Annotated in this window: 22 protein-coding genes and 1 tRNA gene; 22 read left to right on the forward strand and 1 reads right to left on the reverse strand. The window is 50.1% G+C overall.

Features of this window, described 5'->3' with window-relative positions; genetic code table 11:
* Positions 1-6: 6 nt before the first annotated feature.
* The 20 genes from UC14_RS12525 to UC14_RS12615 all read left to right on the forward strand — a co-directional run bounded on the left by UC14_RS12525 (position 7) and on the right by UC14_RS12615 (position 16426).
* Positions 7-582, forward strand: coding sequence for a terminase small subunit (locus UC14_RS12525; protein WP_112197806.1), 576 nt, complete (start codon positions 7-9; stop codon positions 580-582).
* Positions 579-2126: a terminase gene (locus tag UC14_RS12530; protein WP_112197807.1), complete on the forward strand. Its 1548-nt coding sequence runs from the start codon at positions 579-581 to the stop codon at positions 2124-2126. Before UC14_RS12525 ends, UC14_RS12530 begins: the two co-directional genes overlap by 4 nt.
* 10 nt (positions 2127-2136) lie before the next feature.
* Positions 2137-3594 (forward strand): anti-CBASS protein Acb1 family protein, encoded by a 1458-nt coding sequence (locus UC14_RS12535; RefSeq protein ID WP_112197808.1) that lies wholly within the window; start codon positions 2137-2139, stop codon positions 3592-3594.
* Positions 3548-4522, forward strand: a complete 975-nt coding sequence (locus tag UC14_RS12540) for a phage minor head protein (protein WP_370447468.1) — start codon at positions 3548-3550, stop codon at positions 4520-4522. Before UC14_RS12535 ends, UC14_RS12540 begins: the two co-directional genes overlap by 47 nt.
* A 27-nt stretch (positions 4523-4549) precedes the next feature.
* Positions 4550-5179 (forward strand): hypothetical protein, encoded by a 630-nt coding sequence (locus UC14_RS12545; RefSeq protein ID WP_112197810.1) that lies wholly within the window; start codon positions 4550-4552, stop codon positions 5177-5179.
* A gap of 27 nt (positions 5180-5206) precedes the next feature.
* Positions 5207-5319 (forward strand) — tRNA-OTHER (locus tag UC14_RS26725).
* 66 nt (positions 5320-5385) lie between these two features.
* Entirely contained in the window at positions 5386-6573 is a 1188-nt protein-coding gene (locus tag UC14_RS12550; RefSeq protein WP_112197811.1) for a DUF2213 domain-containing protein, read from the forward strand.
* 3 nt (positions 6574-6576) lie between these two features.
* Positions 6577-7017 (forward strand): hypothetical protein, encoded by a 441-nt coding sequence (locus UC14_RS12555; RefSeq protein ID WP_112197812.1) that lies wholly within the window; start codon positions 6577-6579, stop codon positions 7015-7017.
* Positions 7018-7027: 10 nt separating this feature from the next.
* Positions 7028-8104, forward strand: coding sequence for a major capsid protein (locus UC14_RS12560; RefSeq protein WP_112197813.1), 1077 nt, complete (start codon positions 7028-7030; stop codon positions 8102-8104).
* 9 nt (positions 8105-8113) lie between these two features.
* A complete protein-coding gene (locus UC14_RS12565) occupies positions 8114-8461 on the forward strand; it encodes a hypothetical protein (RefSeq protein ID WP_112197814.1) in 348 nt (115 codons plus the stop codon).
* A 2-nt stretch (positions 8462-8463) separates the two neighbouring features.
* Positions 8464-8844 carry a hypothetical protein gene (locus tag UC14_RS12570; RefSeq protein WP_112197815.1) on the forward strand — a complete coding sequence of 127 codons (381 nt, stop codon included), beginning with the start codon at positions 8464-8466 and terminating at the stop codon, positions 8842-8844.
* A 97-nt stretch (positions 8845-8941) separates the two neighbouring features.
* Positions 8942-9289, forward strand: coding sequence for a hypothetical protein (locus UC14_RS12575; RefSeq protein ID WP_112197816.1), 348 nt, complete (start codon positions 8942-8944; stop codon positions 9287-9289).
* Position 9290: 1 nt separating this feature from the next.
* Positions 9291-9659 carry an HK97 gp10 family phage protein gene (locus UC14_RS12580; RefSeq protein ID WP_112197817.1) on the forward strand — a complete coding sequence of 123 codons (369 nt, stop codon included), beginning with the start codon at positions 9291-9293 and terminating at the stop codon, positions 9657-9659.
* Positions 9656-10039, forward strand: a complete 384-nt coding sequence (locus UC14_RS12585) for a hypothetical protein (protein ID WP_112197818.1) — start codon at positions 9656-9658, stop codon at positions 10037-10039. Before UC14_RS12580 ends, UC14_RS12585 begins: the two co-directional genes overlap by 4 nt.
* Before the next feature lie 264 nt (positions 10040-10303).
* Positions 10304-10855, forward strand: a complete 552-nt coding sequence (locus tag UC14_RS12590) for an Ig domain-containing protein (RefSeq protein ID WP_370447466.1) — start codon at positions 10304-10306, stop codon at positions 10853-10855.
* 191 nt (positions 10856-11046) lie between these two features.
* Positions 11047-11424, forward strand: a complete 378-nt coding sequence (locus tag UC14_RS12595) for a hypothetical protein (RefSeq protein ID WP_112197819.1) — start codon at positions 11047-11049, stop codon at positions 11422-11424.
* Complete coding sequence (locus tag UC14_RS12600) at positions 11424-11789, forward strand: hypothetical protein (RefSeq protein WP_112197820.1); 366 nt, start codon at positions 11424-11426, stop codon at positions 11787-11789. The genes UC14_RS12595 and UC14_RS12600 overlap by 1 nt, the downstream gene beginning before the upstream one ends.
* Before the next feature lie 84 nt (positions 11790-11873).
* Entirely contained in the window at positions 11874-12548 is a 675-nt protein-coding gene (locus tag UC14_RS12605) for a DUF6246 family protein (RefSeq protein WP_112197821.1), read from the forward strand.
* Between the two features lie 87 nt (positions 12549-12635).
* The gene (locus UC14_RS12610; RefSeq protein WP_112197822.1) at positions 12636-12962 is read left to right on the forward strand and encodes a hypothetical protein; all 327 of its coding nucleotides are present in this window, start codon (positions 12636-12638) and stop codon (positions 12960-12962) included.
* A 227-nt stretch (positions 12963-13189) separates the two neighbouring features.
* Positions 13190-16426, forward strand: coding sequence for a tape measure protein (locus UC14_RS12615; protein ID WP_198670069.1), 3237 nt, complete (start codon positions 13190-13192; stop codon positions 16424-16426).
* Between the two features lie 23 nt (positions 16427-16449).
* On the opposite strand, the gene UC14_RS12620 is transcribed toward UC14_RS12615, so the two are convergent.
* Positions 16450-16680 carry a hypothetical protein gene (locus UC14_RS12620; protein ID WP_112197824.1) on the reverse strand — a complete coding sequence of 77 codons (231 nt, stop codon included), beginning with the start codon at positions 16678-16680 and terminating at the stop codon, positions 16450-16452.
* Positions 16681-16751: 71 nt separating this feature from the next.
* On the opposite strand from UC14_RS12620, the gene UC14_RS12625 reads away from it, so the two are divergent.
* A complete protein-coding gene (locus tag UC14_RS12625) occupies positions 16752-17105 on the forward strand; it encodes a phage tail protein (protein WP_112197825.1) in 354 nt (117 codons plus the stop codon).
* On the forward strand, positions 17102-17762 hold a 661-nt coding region (locus tag UC14_RS12630), incomplete at its 3' end, for a phage minor tail protein L (protein ID WP_112197826.1). The genes UC14_RS12625 and UC14_RS12630, both read left to right, overlap by 4 nt.

Genomic DNA, 17762 nt, shown 5'->3' on the forward strand with positions numbered 1-17762 from the left:
AATTAAATGGCACTCACCGACAAGCAAGAAATGTTCTGTCGCGAGTACCTCATCGATTTGAACGCCACGCAAGCGGCAATTCGGGCGGGGTACAGCGAAAATACCGCCCGGAAGATTGGCAGTGAGAACCTCACAAAACCAGACGTCCAGAACAGAATCGCTGAACTTAAATTAGAACGGAATGAGCAGGTTAACATTGACGCAGCTTATGTTTTGAGACGCTTGGTTGAAATCGACCAGATGGATGTGCTCGACATCATGACCGATGACATGAGTATTAAACCCGTCTCTCAGTGGCCTGCATCTTGGCGTCGCTACCTGAGTGGTTTCGACCTAGCAGACATGTTTGAAGGACGAGGTGAAGAGCGCGAGATGGTCGGCATCCTCAAGAAAATTAAATGGCCCGATAAGGTCAAGAACCTCGAATTGCTAGGCAAGCACATTTCTGTCATGGCCTTCAGAGAGCAAGTAGAACAATCAGGCTCAGTCACTCACAACATCATGCCAGTTCCATCATGCAGCAGTGCTGAAGAGTGGGAGGCCGCCGCACAGCAACAGCAGAGCGAGGTATTAGGCAAATGAGCTACAACGTAGTTTGGAAGCCTTTGTCTGGCTCGCAGTCGCTTTCGCTTAGCTGCCCCTGTGACGAGATATTGTTTGAAGGAACGCGAGGACCCGGAAAGACAGCAGCGCAGTTGGCTCGCTTTCGTCGCAAGGTCGGCTTGGGGTACGGCACTTTTTGGCGTGGCGTCATCTTCGATACCGAATACAAAAACCTCGCCGACATAATCACCCAGTCAAAACGTATGTACCGCCTGTTTGGTGATGGTGCGCGATTCCTCAACTCAGCGTCAGAACTTCGCTGGGTATGGCCGACTGGTGAAGAGTTACTATTTCGCTTCGGCAAAGAAGAGAATGACTACTGGGACTATCACGGTCAGGAATTCCCGTTCATCGGCTTTAATGAGCTGACAAAGCAACCCAATGCTGATTTCTACGAGTCGATGTTTTCATGTAGGCGTTCATCATTCAGGCCGCAGGATTACCCGCTGGCAGATGGCACTTTGCTGCCGAACATCCCGCTTGAAACTTTCAACACGACTAACCCATTCGGCATAGGTCATACATGGGTAAAGAAGCGATTCATTGAGCCAGCGCCGCGTGGAACGATTATCCGTGACACGCAATTAGTTCCAAACCCTCAGACGCAGCAGGAAGAAAAGATAACTCTGACTCGCGTTGCTATTCACGGTTCATTCAAAGAAAACCCTTATCTCGACCCCGTATACATCGCCACGCTGATGAACATCAAAGACCCGAACAAGCGCAAAGCTTGGGTTGAAGGTTCATGGGATGTCACCAGCGGCGGCAGATTTGACCATCTTTGGAATGACGCCTTACATGTTATTAAGCCTTTCACTATTCCTGAAAGTTGGACTGTAGACCGGTCTCATGACTGGGGCGAGTCTAAGCCATTCTCTAATCTTTGGTGGGCTCAGGCAGATGGTACGGAGGCGGTGTTACCCGATGGTTCTAATTTCTGCCCGCCATCGGGGTCCCTCATCCTAATCGGTGAGTGGTACGGCTGCCCGCCGGATGAGCTGAACAAAGGCCTGAACATGTCATCTACCAATGTCGCCAAAGGTGTTGCGTGGTTGGATAAGCGACTTGTTGGCGAAGATGCTGACGAGCCAGAGGAAACTAAAGGGCAAGGTCAAATGCACATCATGCCTGGCATTTGCGCCAAGGTTATCCCCGGACCAGCTGACAGTGCGATTTACAATACTGCTGACAATGAACTCTCCATAGGCCAGAAGATGGAGAACCAGGGCGTTAAGTGGCTTGAGTCAAACAAGAAGCCCGGATCACGCATCAACGGCGCTTCACTCTTCGCCGACATGCTCGAAGCTGTCATTGAAGGCAAGAAGACCGAATCAGGAATACCTGAAAAGCCTGCTCTCTACGTATTCGATTATTGCCGTGGCTGGATAAGCCGAGTTCCAGTTTTAGTCCGTGATGAAAAGAACCCTGATGACGTGGACACCACGCAGGAAGATCACGACTGGGACGCAACCCGATATCGCGTTCTGCATTCACCTAAGCAGGTCGGCGCTGTATTCTTCTAAGGAGCAATCAGTGAGCAATGCCAATAATCAGGTTCAATTCCTCGTAAATGCCCTCGCTGAGCAAGTCTCGGTGGGTCGCCAGCGTGCGTTATACGCCGGTCAGTTTAACGGGAACACCAAGCGCACCACCTTATGGGAAGAGTTTGGGTACCCGGACACCGTAAGTTTTGCAACTTTCTATCGAACATACCGTAGAAATTCAGCCGCATATGCCGGTGTGCATGTGACTCTAGATTCCTGCTGGATAGATAAGCCAATCATCATTGATGGCCCTCTCGCTGATAAGAAGAAGAAAGAAACGCCTTGGGAAAAGACTGTAACCAAGCTTCTTAAAAAGTATTGGGAAAAAATCAAGGATGCCGACCGTCGCAACATGGTCGGGCATTACTCGGCGATCATTCTGCAAATAAAAGACAATCGTGACTGGTCAGAGCCCGTAGATAAGGCGCTGGTTGCAAGACTAGGCGAGGCCGCTTTAGTTAAGTTGATACCCGCATGGGAATCACAGATTAAGCCTGGCAGTTATGACATAGACACGCGGTCAGATACTTACAGTCAGCCAGTCAACTACACGTTCAATGAGCAGCCAGTCGGTGATGACGGAACATACGGCAATGTAAGAAGCATCACAGTGCATCCAGATCGAGTGATAATTCTTGCCGAGGGCTCAGAAGACGACAATATGCTTTCCGGTGAACCTCTCAATGAGGCGGGATTTAATGATCTGCTGGACATTGAGAAGACCAAAGGCGGCAGCGCAGAAGGGTTCCTGAAGAACGCCAGTCGCCAGCTTGGCATAGAGTTCACCAAAGATACTGACATGGAAACCCTTAAAAAGGCGGCTGTGGCAGCAGGCTATAAAGATTTAGGTGATGCTCTCAATGACAAGATAACTCGTCTCAATCGGGGATCTGACTCTTCTTTGGTGATGCAGGCGGGACAGGCTTCAGTTCTATCGGTGGCCGCTGCTGACCCAACGCCATCATGGACTGTTTCAGCCAACAGCTACGCAGCAACTATCCGCTGCCCATTCAACATTCTATTCGGTAAGCAAACGGGCAACCTTGCTTCAACGGAAGACAAGAAAGCGTGGGCTGCGCGATGCAATTCCCGAAGAAGTAGTTGGCTATCGTACATCATCACTACCGTCGTTCAGAGCTGGTGTGATCTTGGGGTAATTCCTCAGCCTACGACGGGAGAAGTCACCGTCGATTGGTCAGACTTACTCGCGCCAGGCGACAGCGAGAAGCTCGATAACATGGGCAAGCTTGCAGACATCGCGCAGAAAACTCAGCAGGCATACGGAACGCCAGCGGTAGAGATTAACGAAATCCGTGCTGCCGGTGAGCTTGAACCAATGACTGAGTCGCCAGAACCAGACCCTAACTCAAAACCAACCGGTAAGGATCCGCTGAATGGAGATGACAACAGCGACCCGACTCGGGACACCAATCGTACCCCGAAATAAAGCCGACCCTACGCAGTCATATCGAGCAGTAAACAAGATGTACCGGAATATCGAAGAAAGGTATCTCGGCATCAAGACTGACCTGAAGCAACTACTTGATGCCAGGCTAACCGGCAGGGTAAGAGAGGGTAACGCTCAGGTGTCATTCGCGGTGCATAGCGATATCATCTATCAGGTGAATGCGGCCACTTATGTCTACGACATGACTGCGCAGCAACTCGCCGACCTGTTGGAACGTGTGCAGGTGATTCTTGATGATCACCTTCTAGGTGGTTTAGGTCAGGACATGTGGGCGCTTGCGTATGTCGCCGAAGAGTATCAGCGGGGCACATTGAATGCTTTCACCAATCTATCTGTTCAATCGCCGGTTTACGCATCGCAGACAACGCTCAGCCAGTTACTTTCATCACCGGCCTACCAGAACCAGATAGCAGCGGCATACGTGAGTACGTACAGCGATTGGGTAGGCATAAGCGACAAGGCTCGCGCCGACCTCGCCAACGTGATTTCTGATGGCATTGGGCGCGGTGTTAATCCGAAAGAAACGGCCAGCCTGATTAGTAAACGCCTTGATGTGTCTATGTCAGATGCGAAGAACATTGCTCAGACTGAACAGGTAGGTGCACTGCGTGAGGCACAATGGAACGAGACTGACTGGGCTGCTGATAGGCTTGGTCTAAATACTGGACTGCTTCACTTATCGGCGTTGAAACCCACCACTCGACAGACTCACGCTTTCTGGCATGGCAAAGTAAGGACTACGCAAGAGGTCCGCGACTGGTATGCGGTAGATGGTAATAGATTTCACTGCTACTGCAGCCAGATTCCGGTGATGCTTAACTACGACGGCAGCATCTTCAATGAGGGGTTGGCGGATAAGTTGATGAAAGAACGTAAACTATGGACACTAGTTGACGATAATGAGTGATACAAAATCGTGAGATAGGTGCAGATAGTGAAAAGAGAAGACTCCTCCAACTACGTTTATCATTGGATCAAAACTGATACAGAAAGCGATGATCCGGATGTGCTTTTTCCCGCAGCTTTCGATGTTATCAAAAGCATCATTCATGATGGTGTAATCAGAGGAAGCGATAAATTCATCATCGGGAAAGATAAATGCGTTTGCTTCACTGAATCACCTCGAAACTTCATTGTTAGTGACGTTTCAAGATATCAACCATTCGGATTTGGATTTTCAAAGAAAAGAATATTTGAAATGGGAGGGAGGCCTGTAATTTACCAACCATCTAGTGAACTTCCATTAATCGATAAATCAATAAGATGGAGACACGTCCAGTACGACCCAGTGACAGAAACCACCACCAATAAATTGGGTGTGGATTTTACATGGGAAAGGGAATGGCGGCTCAAGGCGGATGAAATTGATATTCTCGAATGCGTCGAGATTGTAGTTCCAAGTCAGAAGTATGCAAAAGCCATTAACGATTGGATTGATGCAGGAATAGACTTCACTATGTGGCGAAATGATGTTTCATATGGGTACCCAGTGCCAGATGAACCTTACATTTCTTACGACGAAAGATTCAGAAGCATCATTCTCACGCTTGCTGATGAAATTTAAAATTGTCCTCTGAAAGGAGGCTGTTATTGCGGCGTAACTTAATCGGTAGAGTAACGCATCAACGCGACCCTTGGGTCGTGCTCGGTACGGCATGATGTTGACGCCTGACGAGAGTGCTGGTTCGAGTCCAGCAGCCGCAACCCATTGCAGGCCCAGCCATAGCGCTGGGTTTTTTATTGCCTGAAATCCACCAGAGAGGACACAGCATGTCACGCATCTGCGTAAACGTGCTGTCGGTCATCAACTCCGCTTCAAACATCACCACCGAAACAATCAACGGAAAACCACACATCGTGGTTCGTGGCGTCACGCCTATCGTTGACGACATCGTTATGAATCGGAAGTTATACCCGGCAGCTGAGATTGAAAAAAGCTACAAGTCGCTTGAACGCAACCCTATGCCGTTCGGGCATCCGAAGGTAAATGGTAAGCATATTTCGGCGCGGGATGTTCAAGCGGTTAATGACTACCACGTAGGTGCCTGGCTGCAGAACGTCAACCGTGATGGAGGCAAGGTTTCAGGCGATATGTACGTTGATCGGCGCTATGCAGAGGGTAGCGACAACGGAAAACGCCTCGTTCAGCGTCTGGATGATATGGCAGCAGGCAAGAACGTTGACCCCGTTCATATCTCAACCGGTCTGCTTCACAAAGAAATCACCGCGAATGGCGAATCCAAGGGTAAGCGTTACGAGAAAATCGTCACCAACATGGACTTCGATCACGTCGCTGTATTGCTTGACCAGCCCGGGGCTGGGACTCCAGAAGAAGGGGTTGGCATCTTCGTAAACGCAGAAGGTGATGAGCGAGAAATCGAAACAGCAAACATCGCTGACTCAGCAATTCCCGACCCGCAAGACCCCGCTATTAAGCAGTTCTTTAACCAATTCATGGCGTTTTTCAGCGCCAATAATAAGCCCGTCAAAGAGGAAACAAAACCGATGAAAGAACTCATCACCAACGCGCTGAAAGCGAAAGGCAAAGAGGTCGAAGGTAAGACCGAGGCTGAGCTGATGGATGCGTATAACCAGATGGTTGCCGACGATGCTAAGGCGAAAGCTGATGCAGAAGAAAAAACCAAGAAAGACAAAGAAGAGGCTGACAAAAAAGCCAAAGAGACCACCACCAACAACGAAGAGGCTCCTGTTTGGTTCAAGCCTTTTGCTGAAAAGCTCAACGCTATCGAAACCGGCCTGACTGCTAACTCTGACAAAGAGAAAGGCGAGAAGCGCGCAGCAGTTAAAGCCAAGTTCGGCATGACTGATGTCGCGGTCAATGCGCTCGACGGCGAACCACTGAATGAGCTCTTTGCTCAATGCTCAACATCCACCGGCCTGAATGGTTCATTCCGTCAAGCCAACTCATCTGAATCAGTCAGCGAAATGCCGGAGTAAATAATGGCTAAAGATGGAAAGCACGTAATCCACGCGGGTGGCATCTTCGCAAATCCGCAATTGCATCGTGAAGGTGCGGCAGCGGCGGCAACCCCTCCGGGGACAGTTGGTTTCTTCGATAACACCACCAAGAAATTCACAGCCTCTGTAGATGGCAATGAAGATGCAATCCTGTATGTCGCGAACTACGACTACCTGCGCTGCAAAACGGTGGATGACACCATTGCTGCGGGTGATTGGGTTGTAGCAATGCACCCAACACCAGGCGTTTTCTTCAACGTTCCGGCAGCAGCAGGCACATACACTAAAGGCCAGCCTCTCTCTATTGCTAACGGTCGAGTGAAGGCTAAAGCAACCGGAGAATCTACCCGTGCATACGTAGAAGAAGATCGTTCATACACCATTGCGACAGCAGGCCAGCTCCTGCGCGTTGTCATCAAGTAAGGAGCACCGAATGTTTGCATTTTCCACTAAGAAGGCGACCGAGACCGCAAACCTTGAGGCTAACATGGCTCAGTTTCACGAGCTTCAGTTTGCCCGTAACTCCAGCGCTCAGGCAGTAGCAGATTTTATTGCACGTACTCGCGTGCGTGGTGAAGCTGCCAATGCTCCGGCTCTTGATGCAGTGAACGCAGTCGATGATATTCGTCGCCTGTACAAAGCATACGATCAGACCGTTCTGAAAGAGTTTGAACCCAACACTGAGTTCACCCTGCTGAACGACCTGATGCCTCTGTCACGTTCAGTTCGTCTCGAAGAGTCAGTGTATGAGTACGCTCGCACCGGTGGCCGTGGTTGGGCTCACACATCAATGTCAGGCCAGATTGGTGCGGCACTCGATGCTAAATCCTACACCTTCGACGGTACAATGGTTCCTATCCACGACAGCGGCTTCAAGTTCAACTGGCGTGATCCGGTGTTCAACAAAGGCTCTGCACTGGCTTCATTGTCTGATGCACAGGCCGGTTCTGTTGATGATGTCCGTCGCCAGTATGTTGACTACATCTGGGAAGGTTTCCGCGACGCGGCTGGTAACTACATCAGCTTCGACGGCAAGACGTGGAAGGGCATTCGTCATGATGAGCGCGTTGCTCAGGTAACCCTGACCGTCAACTTCGCCACCAGCACTGACCCGAAAGCCATGCGAGGGGCAGCCATTTCTCTGCGCGACGTTCTGAAGCTGCAAAACCTGCAATATGGTCAGCAGACGTGGTACGTCTCCAGCGACATCATGTCCAACTGGGAACAGTACTTCGATGTGAACTCCCTGCGCACCGTGCTGGAAGAAATCGCGAAGTTGTCAGGTATTTCAGCCATTAAAGAAGATGCTGAGCTGACTGGCAATGAAATCGTGATCGTTCCTCTGCAAGCCGGTGTCATAGCTCCAATCGTTGGGCAGGCTTTCGGTACCGTTGCCGACCCTCGCCAGTTCTACAACTCCGACTACGTGTGGCGTACATGGGGTGCTGCTGGCCTGATGGTTAAACAGGACATCGCCGGTCACTTCTCTGTCATCCACGCATCCAGCTAAGGAAAAACCATGACACTCGTAAAAGTTTTAGTAGCAAACCTTTTTGCCGGTGCCAACTTCCAGAAACTGGAGATTGGTCAGTCATATGATGTTGATGACGGGGTTGCTGAAAAATGGATCGCCAGCGGAAAGGCTGAGAAGTCCACCGAGAAGAAAGGTGAGAAGCTGTTGTTTGAGGTGGCAACACCTTCGCCTCCTGTCTCATCTGATACCAAAGCTTTGCAGGATCAGATTGATGCCCTGACCAAAGCAGCAGAAGACGCAGAAGCGGCACATGCCGAATCTATAGCTGAAGTAACTAAGCGAGCAGAAGACGCAGAAGCGGCTCTGGCAGCAGCAACCAAAAAGGATAAGTAATCATGGCAGCCCCGCTAACGCCAGAAGATGTTCAAGCCTTTCTCGCCGAGCTGGGCTACACCATTCCTTCATCCTTGCTGACGCCCATCCTCTGCCGAGTTAATTCGATTATCGATTGCTTGGATGGGGCAGGCTATGACGACTGCACGCAGACATTAATCATGATGTATGCAGCCGCTCTAATGTCTGCCTCATCCGGTGCCAGGAAGATTAAATCGCAGAGTGCTCCATCGGGAGCGAGTCGCTCGTTTGAGTATGATGATGATTCTATTACTTGGCTGCGGGATTCTCTGTCTGCACTAGATACCTCAGGTTGCACAGGCGTTCTGCCAATCACGGTTGGCTCATCGGTTGGTTTCTTCGATGTTGTAGGAGGTTGCTGATGTCTGAGCCGAAAGAAGAAGACAAAGAAGAGAAGCCGGATTGTGAGAAGTGTCTAAATTGTCCGGGATGCCCTGACCAGTACGAGGACTATTTGTCATGAGCGCAGCAGCCAATTGGTCATACACAGCAACTGCGACTATCTGGAAGAATCTCGGAATCAGTGATGGTGGTGACTCGCTCGGCTTTGCTGCGCCGGTGGCAATCTTCTGTGATTACGAGGGTGGCCTGAGTAAGCGTCTGGCTAGCTTGGGCGCTGAAATCGTGGTGAAGAATACCATCTGGACGGAGTATTCCAGCGCTGCTTCTGGTGACTACATCCTTATTGGTGCATCTACAGATGCTGACCCACTGGCGGCGGGTGCTGATGAGGTTATGCAGGTCATTTGCTACGCCGACACCTTTGACCGCGTGGCAGATGATTACGCCATTCTCACGGGAGTCTGATATGGGCGTGAAAGTTAAAGGCGTTAAGCAGGCTCAGCGAAACATGGACGCCATCCTGAATAACATTCAGGGCAAGAAGATAGTCAGAGCACTGCAAAGCGCGATGATTATCGGGTCATCACAGGCCGCGCTGTACACGCCCATTGATACCTCACATCTGCTCAACAGTCAGTTCCGCGAAATCGTTGTAAACGGCACTCGTATCACCGGCAGGGTGGGATATTCGGCAAACTATGCTGCTTACGTCCATGACCCGGCTAACGTGCAGAACTTCAGACGCCCTACGGCTGAGAAAGAGTTCCTCACTAAAGGCTTTGAGGATGAGAGAGGGCTTATCGACAAAACAGTAGCTCAGGAGATGTCGCTATGACGCCTTCAATGGCTGACAGGGTGCGTGATTACTTCGTGGATGCTGGCCTGACGGCGGGATTCAAGGTTCAGAAGTTTGTTTGGAACGACACAGGAGTTCTGACAGACAAGTTCATGATATTCCGACCGAATGGCGGCTCGAACATCAGAAATGACCTCGGCGCTGAATACCTTGTTCTTGTTGATGTCATCGGTGCCAGGAACGGCAATCAGGCTGCCGACGATGCAACGCAGGCGATAATCGCCAATGTGCAGGCCAACCCAATGCCGAATGATTGCATCGGCCACATCGAAAACTTTGGCGGAATCCCGTCCCCCGTTCTCACTACAGAAGGCCGATTAGTTTACCGACTCCATTTCGCCTGTCTTTTTGCTGAATAAGCACAATCAAATCCCCTCAAGGTCGCCAATGGTGGCCTTTTTTTATATCTGAAACGAGGTAATTAATATGCAAGGTTGCACAACCGACAATGGTGCAGTATTCGGGCGCGCGTCGTCCTTGAGGTGTCTTTGGGCTGCCCAGAAACTCCGCCTTCTGAGGGCGACTGGCAGGCTTTGGGGGCTGGTACTAGCAAAGGCCTCGACTTCTCTCCTAACACCGTGAACTCAGATGCTGATGACACGGGCGCGTGGGTAGAAAACATCGTGACTAACGCTGACGCAACGATTTCGTTCGAAGGTGAAGTGCGTAAAAACGACAAGTTGGATCAGTTCGGATTCGGCAAGTTGGTTAAGTACTTCGCAGATGAGTTGAATGCTAAACCAATTCGCCAGCCGACCATCTGGGTACGCCTGGAGGTGGGTCCAATTGAGTTCACCGGATACATGGTCATCACTGCTCTGACTCCGGCAGACGGTGGGACTAACGACCTGGTTACCTTCACTGTTGAATTCAAAGTAGCGAATAGCAATACGGTAAAAGTTGAGCAAGTCAGCCCCGAAGTGCCGGTAGCAAGCGTCATAGTAACCCCGGCGACATCCACGGGCGCAGTAGGATCTACCGTCCAACTGACGGCTAACGTGCTGCCAGCCGATGCGACCATTAAAACCGGCGCATGGACATCTTCAGATGCTACGAAGGCTACTGTCAGCTCAACCGGGCTCGTCACTCGCGTGGCGGTAGGCACAGCCACCATGACATTCACAACCACCGACGGTGCGAAAACTGGTACCAGTGCAATCACTGTTACCGCGTAATTATCACAGCGGGCATTTTCGAGTGTCCGCGATGATAATTAAAAAAAGCACAACGCAGGGATGGTCGACATCGCTTTTCAAGCTTTTTCTTTGCCAATGTTCCGTGATATAAATGCACCTTTAAAAGATGGGTTAGTTATACTCAATAAAACCAGTTAGAAAAGCCACATTATTTGGGGAGCTTTATAAAAATGCTTGTATTAGCCACAAGTAATAAAAAAATACTCATAGAGTCAGGAACGTTTAATGCTGAAGTGGACACGAACTCAGAGGCCACTTTGAAGCTTGTGTATGCAGGGCTTAATATTTATATTATTACAAATATTTTGCCAGATAGTCATACCGAAAACGAAGGATTGTCAGTTTCGGTAGAGGGTAATAGCATAACTTTTAAGCATTCTGCCCCTTTGCAAGCTTTCGGAGCTCCATGTGGATTGATTATCCCTAATGAAGTTGGCACTAAATCAAATGGGAAGAAAATCTATATTTCTTGGCTTTCATTTTTTCAAAAAACTGCTAATAATCGCATGGTTGTAGCAACCATGTATTCATTATATGAGGATGAGTGATGGATGATACTGCAACTCCTTCAGTAACCATCCCTGAAGAAAACCAAAAAAATTCTGGGAGCATACCCACCATAAAGGACGGAGGGGTTTCTGGGGCAAGCATGCCAGGTACTTTAGCTAAAGAAATTGGCACTGGAGAGCATGCTAAGGATTCATTTATATGGATGACATTAAAATATTGTTTCTATATTGGCGCCATTCTCAGTGCGTGTATTTTTTTGGCATATTTTCATTTTGCTTTTGATAGAAATGATCCGGATAGAATAGACGTAATTGCTGCACTTAAAGATATATGGTCAATCTTTACGCCAATACTTACACTTGCCCTGGGTTACGCATTCGGAAAGAAAGATAGAGATTTATAGGTAAGAATATCAATTGCAAGTTTTAAAAAAATCGAAAATATAAAACCTCGCCCCCGAAGGTTTTTTTTGCCCAAAGGACAGCAAATGGCCCCTCTGAAAGAGATTGGCGAGTGCCTGATAACTGCGGGCGATGATGATTATTTCTTTCGCCCGTCATTCGCCAACATGACGCGCATTGGTGAGCCAGACGAGATAGTCCGCGCCTTCTATGACCTTCACAACGACGCCGTAACGCCACTCTTTCAGCGAGCTATGGATGCTTACGGAACTATTCCCGCATGGCTCTATCAGTACGCCAATAGTCACCAAATATCTAAACCTGCAATAATGGCTGCAATCTCCGTTATCGCGGCATGTTGCGATAAAGACGCTACTCCATTGGCCGGCGAGATTATCCCTGGCAAAACCGGAAAGTGGGCGTTCGTCTACCGCAAAGGCCTGATGCACCCCATCGACATGATACTCATCGCGCAGTCGCTGATTACGCACGGCGTCATCGGCAAGGCAAAGGTGCGTCAATTACAGCGTAATGAGACAGGCAAGGCGACGACAGAGTTCAGAGCCTTCGAATACATCAGCGCAGCACGTAACCACTTCAGCATGTCGCGTACAGAGGCCGAGCAATTATCTATGACGGAGTTTCAGCTAATGCTAGCCGCCAAATACCCAGATCAAAAAGGCCTGACGCGAGACGAGTATGAGGCGGTAGCGGATGACTACCTTGCCAAGAGAGCTCGAAGGCTCGCTAAAGCGGGGTAACACATAATCTGCAGCCAAATCATTTTGAATTGCTGAGAGAATTTCAATGTTAAGATATTTCTTATTGAAACCAATGGAAACAAAACAATGAAAAATATTTTTATGATAGCTGCAAGTCTCTTTGTTCTTTCGGGCTGTGCCACAAAACAATATCCACAAGCGCCCGCTGTTACTGGTGAGGAATCTTCGGCATTTGACTGCCAAGCTGTTAAGCAAGAGATTGCTAAAACTCACAGCATCCAGAAAGAAATTGAAACTACTGGGGAGTTTGATGGCAGGACTGTGCTTGGGGCTCTGGGAGATTTTGGGATTGGTAATGGTATGGCAAAATCAGAAGCTACGAAAAAAGCTCAAGTCAGGCTAAATCAACTTCAAGCATTGGATTCAGCCAAGTGCAGCAAGCCATTGTCATAAACGCCTTGGAATAGAAACGAACCCTTTTTGGGTTTTTGCATCGAATACAAATAACCTCGCTTCGGCGGGGTTTTTTTATGCCCGGAGAAACTATGGCAGGCTCAGTTAACGCAGGTAGCATCGTATATGAAGTTGATTTAGACACTGCGCGCCTGCTAGCTGGCCGCAGGGAGGTAGATTCAGCGCTTAGCGGTCTGAGTGGGACGATGGGGCGCCTTGAGGCAAGCGTGAATCGAACAGAGCGTTCTATTGCGACCGTTTCAAAAATCATGTCAGGCCTGACGAATGTTGCGAAGGGCGTTGCAGCGGCAATTTCCATTCAGCAGATCACGGCGTACGGCAATGCATGGGTCACCGTCAGCAATAAATTAGTAAACTCGGTAAAGGCTAACGAGGACTTATTCACTATCACCCAACGTGTTTTTGATATCTCTCAGGATACGCGTTCCAGCCTTGAGGCGACTGCAACCCTTTATGGCAGACTGGAAAGGGCAACAAGAAGTGCCGGAACCAGCACAGCGGATCTGGTGAAATTGACGGAGACAATTAACAAAGGTTTGACTGTCTCCGGGGCCACAACCGAAGAAGCGTCATCAACGATGACTCAGTTATCTCAGGCGTTAGCATCTGGAGTACTGCGCGGTGAAGAGTTTAATTCAATATCTGAGAACGGGAGTCGTTTAGCACAGGCGCTGGCGTCTTCACTGGGTGTGACGATAGGACAGTTACGCGCAATGGCTGCTCAGGGGAAATTAACCACAGAAGTCGTGGTTAATGGCCTGCTTAAACAAAGCGATCAGATTGCCCAAGAGTTCAGCAATACCACGCTGACAATGAGTCAGGCATTTACTGTTGCGACAAACAACATCACGAAATTTGTGGGTGAAGCATCAAGCGTAAACACCACATTAAACGTCTTTAACCAAGGCGTTATCACGCTTAGTGAAAATCTCGACACTGTGGCGACGGTCATTGGTGGGTTCGCACTGATCATGGGTGGTCGATTTGTCGGCGCCCTGGCTGCGGCCACCAGCGCTCGCATCACCGACACGCTCGCAGCACAGGCGCAAGCCACGGCCACAGCGCAAGCCGCCGCAGCTGCAGAGGTCGCAGCGACTGTCACAACACGTAAGGCATTGTTGGACAAAGAAGCTGCGATCTCATCTCTGGCACTGGCGCAGGCGGAATATAACGTCGCCAAAGGGTCAGCCGCTGAGGCGTTTGCGCTTGAAAACCTCAACACAATTAAATCCGTTGCTATACAGCGTTCAGCAACATTCGCTGAAGCCCAAATAGCGCAGGCATCTGCTATTGTTGCGGCATCCACAGCAGCAGCTGCTGCCACAACAACCATTGGAAGTCTGGCGCGTGGAGCACTGTCACTAATTGGAGGCCCTGCTGGCGCAGCAGTCATCGCAGGGGCAGCAATATTCTATTTCTTCCAAAAGGCTCAACAGGCCAAACAAGAAAGCATCGATTTTGCTGACAAACTCGATGGTCTCATTGGCAAGATGAAGGAGATGAGTCAGATCCAGCTGACAGCAGAAATTGACAAGGCAAACAAGTCTATTGCTGTGCAGAACGGACTGCTAAGCAACAATGAGGCCACGCTTTCCGGACTTAATGCCCGCTTGGAAGAAGCCAGAAAAGCTGTTGCTGGAATGAGTCAAAGCGATTTGCTATATGCGTCTGCGGTCGACAATCTCAACACGCTTCAAAGCGAACAAATTCAGCTAACTGCCCAGGTTGAGAGAGAGCGAAACAAACTCAGCCAGACTATTAGCAAAACCGGCATCCTGCAGGCGCAGGCCAACGGTACATTCGCTCAGGGTATTGACCTCCTGAAACGTGATGGACATGAGGCCGGAGTTGCGGCCGGGCTTTTCAATCAGCTCGGAGATGCGCTGAACGTCGCAGCCAAGGCTAAGGATAATTTCAACTCTCAAAGCTTGATAGTTGGAGTTAGTGCGGCCGGACAAAAGCAACTTGATCAGCTTACTCAGGAAAATGAATTACTCCAGATAACTGATAAGCGCCTTAGGGCTGTAAAGTCCGCACGACTTGATGCGATAAACGCTGGCGAAGGTAACCAAAACGTCATCAATCAGGTTGGCGAACTTGCAGGGGCAAACTACGACCTGCAGCAAGCGGAAGCGGCGCGTAACAAGGCCGCCAAGGCCGGTGCTAAGATTGAAGATGAAGGCGCTAAGAAAATAGCTGACCTTCAACGACAGCTGGAATATCTGAAGCTGAGTTACGATGAAAACAGCCGAGAGGCTGCGGTATACAACGCAGTGCAATCCGCGGGAAGCAAGGCTACCGAACTTCAGAAGCAAGCTATTGGAGAGTATGCGGGCGCTTTGTTCGATGCCAAGCAAAAGCAGTCCGACCTTAACGCTGCCATTGCTGCTGACCCGGTTAGAAACGCTGATAAAACTTACTCTGATGCAACCAAACAGCTAAAACGCCAGCTTGACGAGGGGATCGTTGACCAGCAGCAATTCAACCAGGAGACCTTGAAACTCGCTCAAGACCACGCGAATGATATCGCCAAAGCCAACGTAGACTCCGTTATGACACCTGCAGCAGAGGCGGCTGGTACTGTAGACCCTGTTCAGCAGTTGGCAAACGAAAACGCTCAAAAGTTGGCCCTCATCCAGCAGTATACCCAGCAAAAAATCCTGACAGAGCAGCAGGGGCTGGCGTTGATGAATGCGGCCAATACGCAGTATGAGCAGCAGCGTATAGCAGCACAGTGGCAAATTTACCGTAACCAAAGCGCTGCAAACAGCCTGCTTGCAGATGCAGTCGATTCTCTGCAGGGTGGTGCGTCTAACGCCATAACAGGCCTCTTAAACGGAACTCAAAGCTTAAGCGAAGCATTTTCCAATATAGGCAGCACGATCCTCAACAGCGTGGTGAGTGGGCTGGTTGATATGGGCCTGCAGTATGTGAAAAACATGATGATGGGGCAAGTGGCTGCGACTGCTGCACTTGGTGCCACCGCTGCGCAGGCTACAGCTGCTGCTGGGATGTGGGCCCCTGCCGCTGTAAGTGCATCAATAGCAACCATGGGGTCGGCCTCGACGGTAGGAACCACGGCTTATTCAACAGCTCTCTTGGCATCAAAGGGAATGGCTGTAGCTGGGGCTCGTAAAAACGGCGGCCCGGTTAGCGCCGACAGCATGTACCGGGTTGGAGAAGGTGACAAACCTGAAATCTTCAAAGCCAGCAACGGTAGCCAGTACATGATCTCCGGTGATAACGGTTCTGTGATTAGCAATAAGGACATCGGCGGAAGTGGTTCGTCTGGTGGGATGATTCAGCAGATAAATAACTTCACATTCCAGAATGCGAGCGGCGATCAGCAGCAAGTGGCAACAACCTTTGCAAAAATCGCTTATGAGCAGTCTTTGCGCGCGATAAGGGACCAAAAAAGGCCAGGCGGTATGCTGACTAAATAAGGCGACATCTGTCGCCATATATATTACTCAGCAGCTTTGAAAGTTTGTTCAACGATATCTTGAATGTATCTATTCATCGAGTGCATATAGTTCATCAACTCTGGTGTAGCACCTTCGGCAGGCACCTCAATGGGCTTTGATGAAACCATACGCCGGAGCGCAGTCTTCTGTTCGTCGCTTAATACATGAATTACGTATGTGAGTAGCGTGCTCATCGCCATAACTTGCAATTCAGTTGGTAATTCTTTTTCCATCAGTAGTTTCCTTTCGAATGCTTGAGACATTCAAGCGCACTAATTTTAACCAATCTAATACCGGTGAAACAATGCCTGAAACTTTCACATGGAGCCCCCAAGCGGGCTTCACGGGCGAACGCACGCCTGATTTAGCCGTCGTGAAGTTGGGTGATGGCTACGAACAGCGCCAGGTGAAGGGTATCAACCCACTCATGGGGAAATACCCGCTCACCTTCATTGGCTACGACGATTCCAAATGCGTCCGGGTAAACGTGGCTAAAGCAGTGGATGCTTTCCTGACCGCGCGCATGGCAGTTGAATCGTTCTATTGGACGCCTCCTGATACCGGCGTGCAAGGGCTGTATGTGTGCCGATCCTGGTCGATGCAGAAGAACAAAGGCGTATATACGTTAACCGGAACGTTTGAGCAGGTGCCGCGATGAGAGACATACCAGCAGAACTCATCATTGAGAGCGTTGATGCCGGTGTCGGCGCGATGCTCGACCTTTTTGAAGTCGACTTGCAATCGTTCGGCGGTGATGTGGTCCGCTTCCACGCTGGCACCAATGGCTATTACAACGATGTCATTTGGCAGGGCCGCGCTTACTCGGCCTATCCGATCGCCGTTGAAGGCTTTGAGGTGAAATCGGAGGGGACATATTCACGGCCAACAATGAAGGTCGCGAACATCACTGGCCTAATCACCGGCATCAACCATGACTTTGATGACGCGCTGGGCGCCGTGGTGACCCGCCGGCAGGTGCTTGTTAAGCATCTGGACGTGGTGAACTTCCCTAACGGAAACGCTGATGCGGATCCGACGATGGAGGCGGTTTCGCGCTACGTCATTGAAGAGATGGCAGAAGAGACATTCGAAACGGTCACCTACAACCTCGCCACGCCGGTGGACTGCGATAACGCCATAATCCCGGCGCGCACCATCCTGGCCGATGTCTGCCAGTGGGTGTATCGCGGCGATGGCTGTGGCTACTCTGGCGGCGCGGTGGCCGATGAGAAGGACAACCCAACGTCTGACCTGTCCCGCGATAAGTGCTCGAAGCACCGTAGCGGATGCCGCCTTAGAAACCCCAAACCCAACT

The sequence above is a fragment of the Rahnella sp. NRRL B-41462 genome (genome assembly GCF_003263525.1).
In the GTDB taxonomy this organism is placed as follows: domain Bacteria; phylum Pseudomonadota; class Gammaproteobacteria; order Enterobacterales; family Enterobacteriaceae; genus Rahnella; species Rahnella aceris.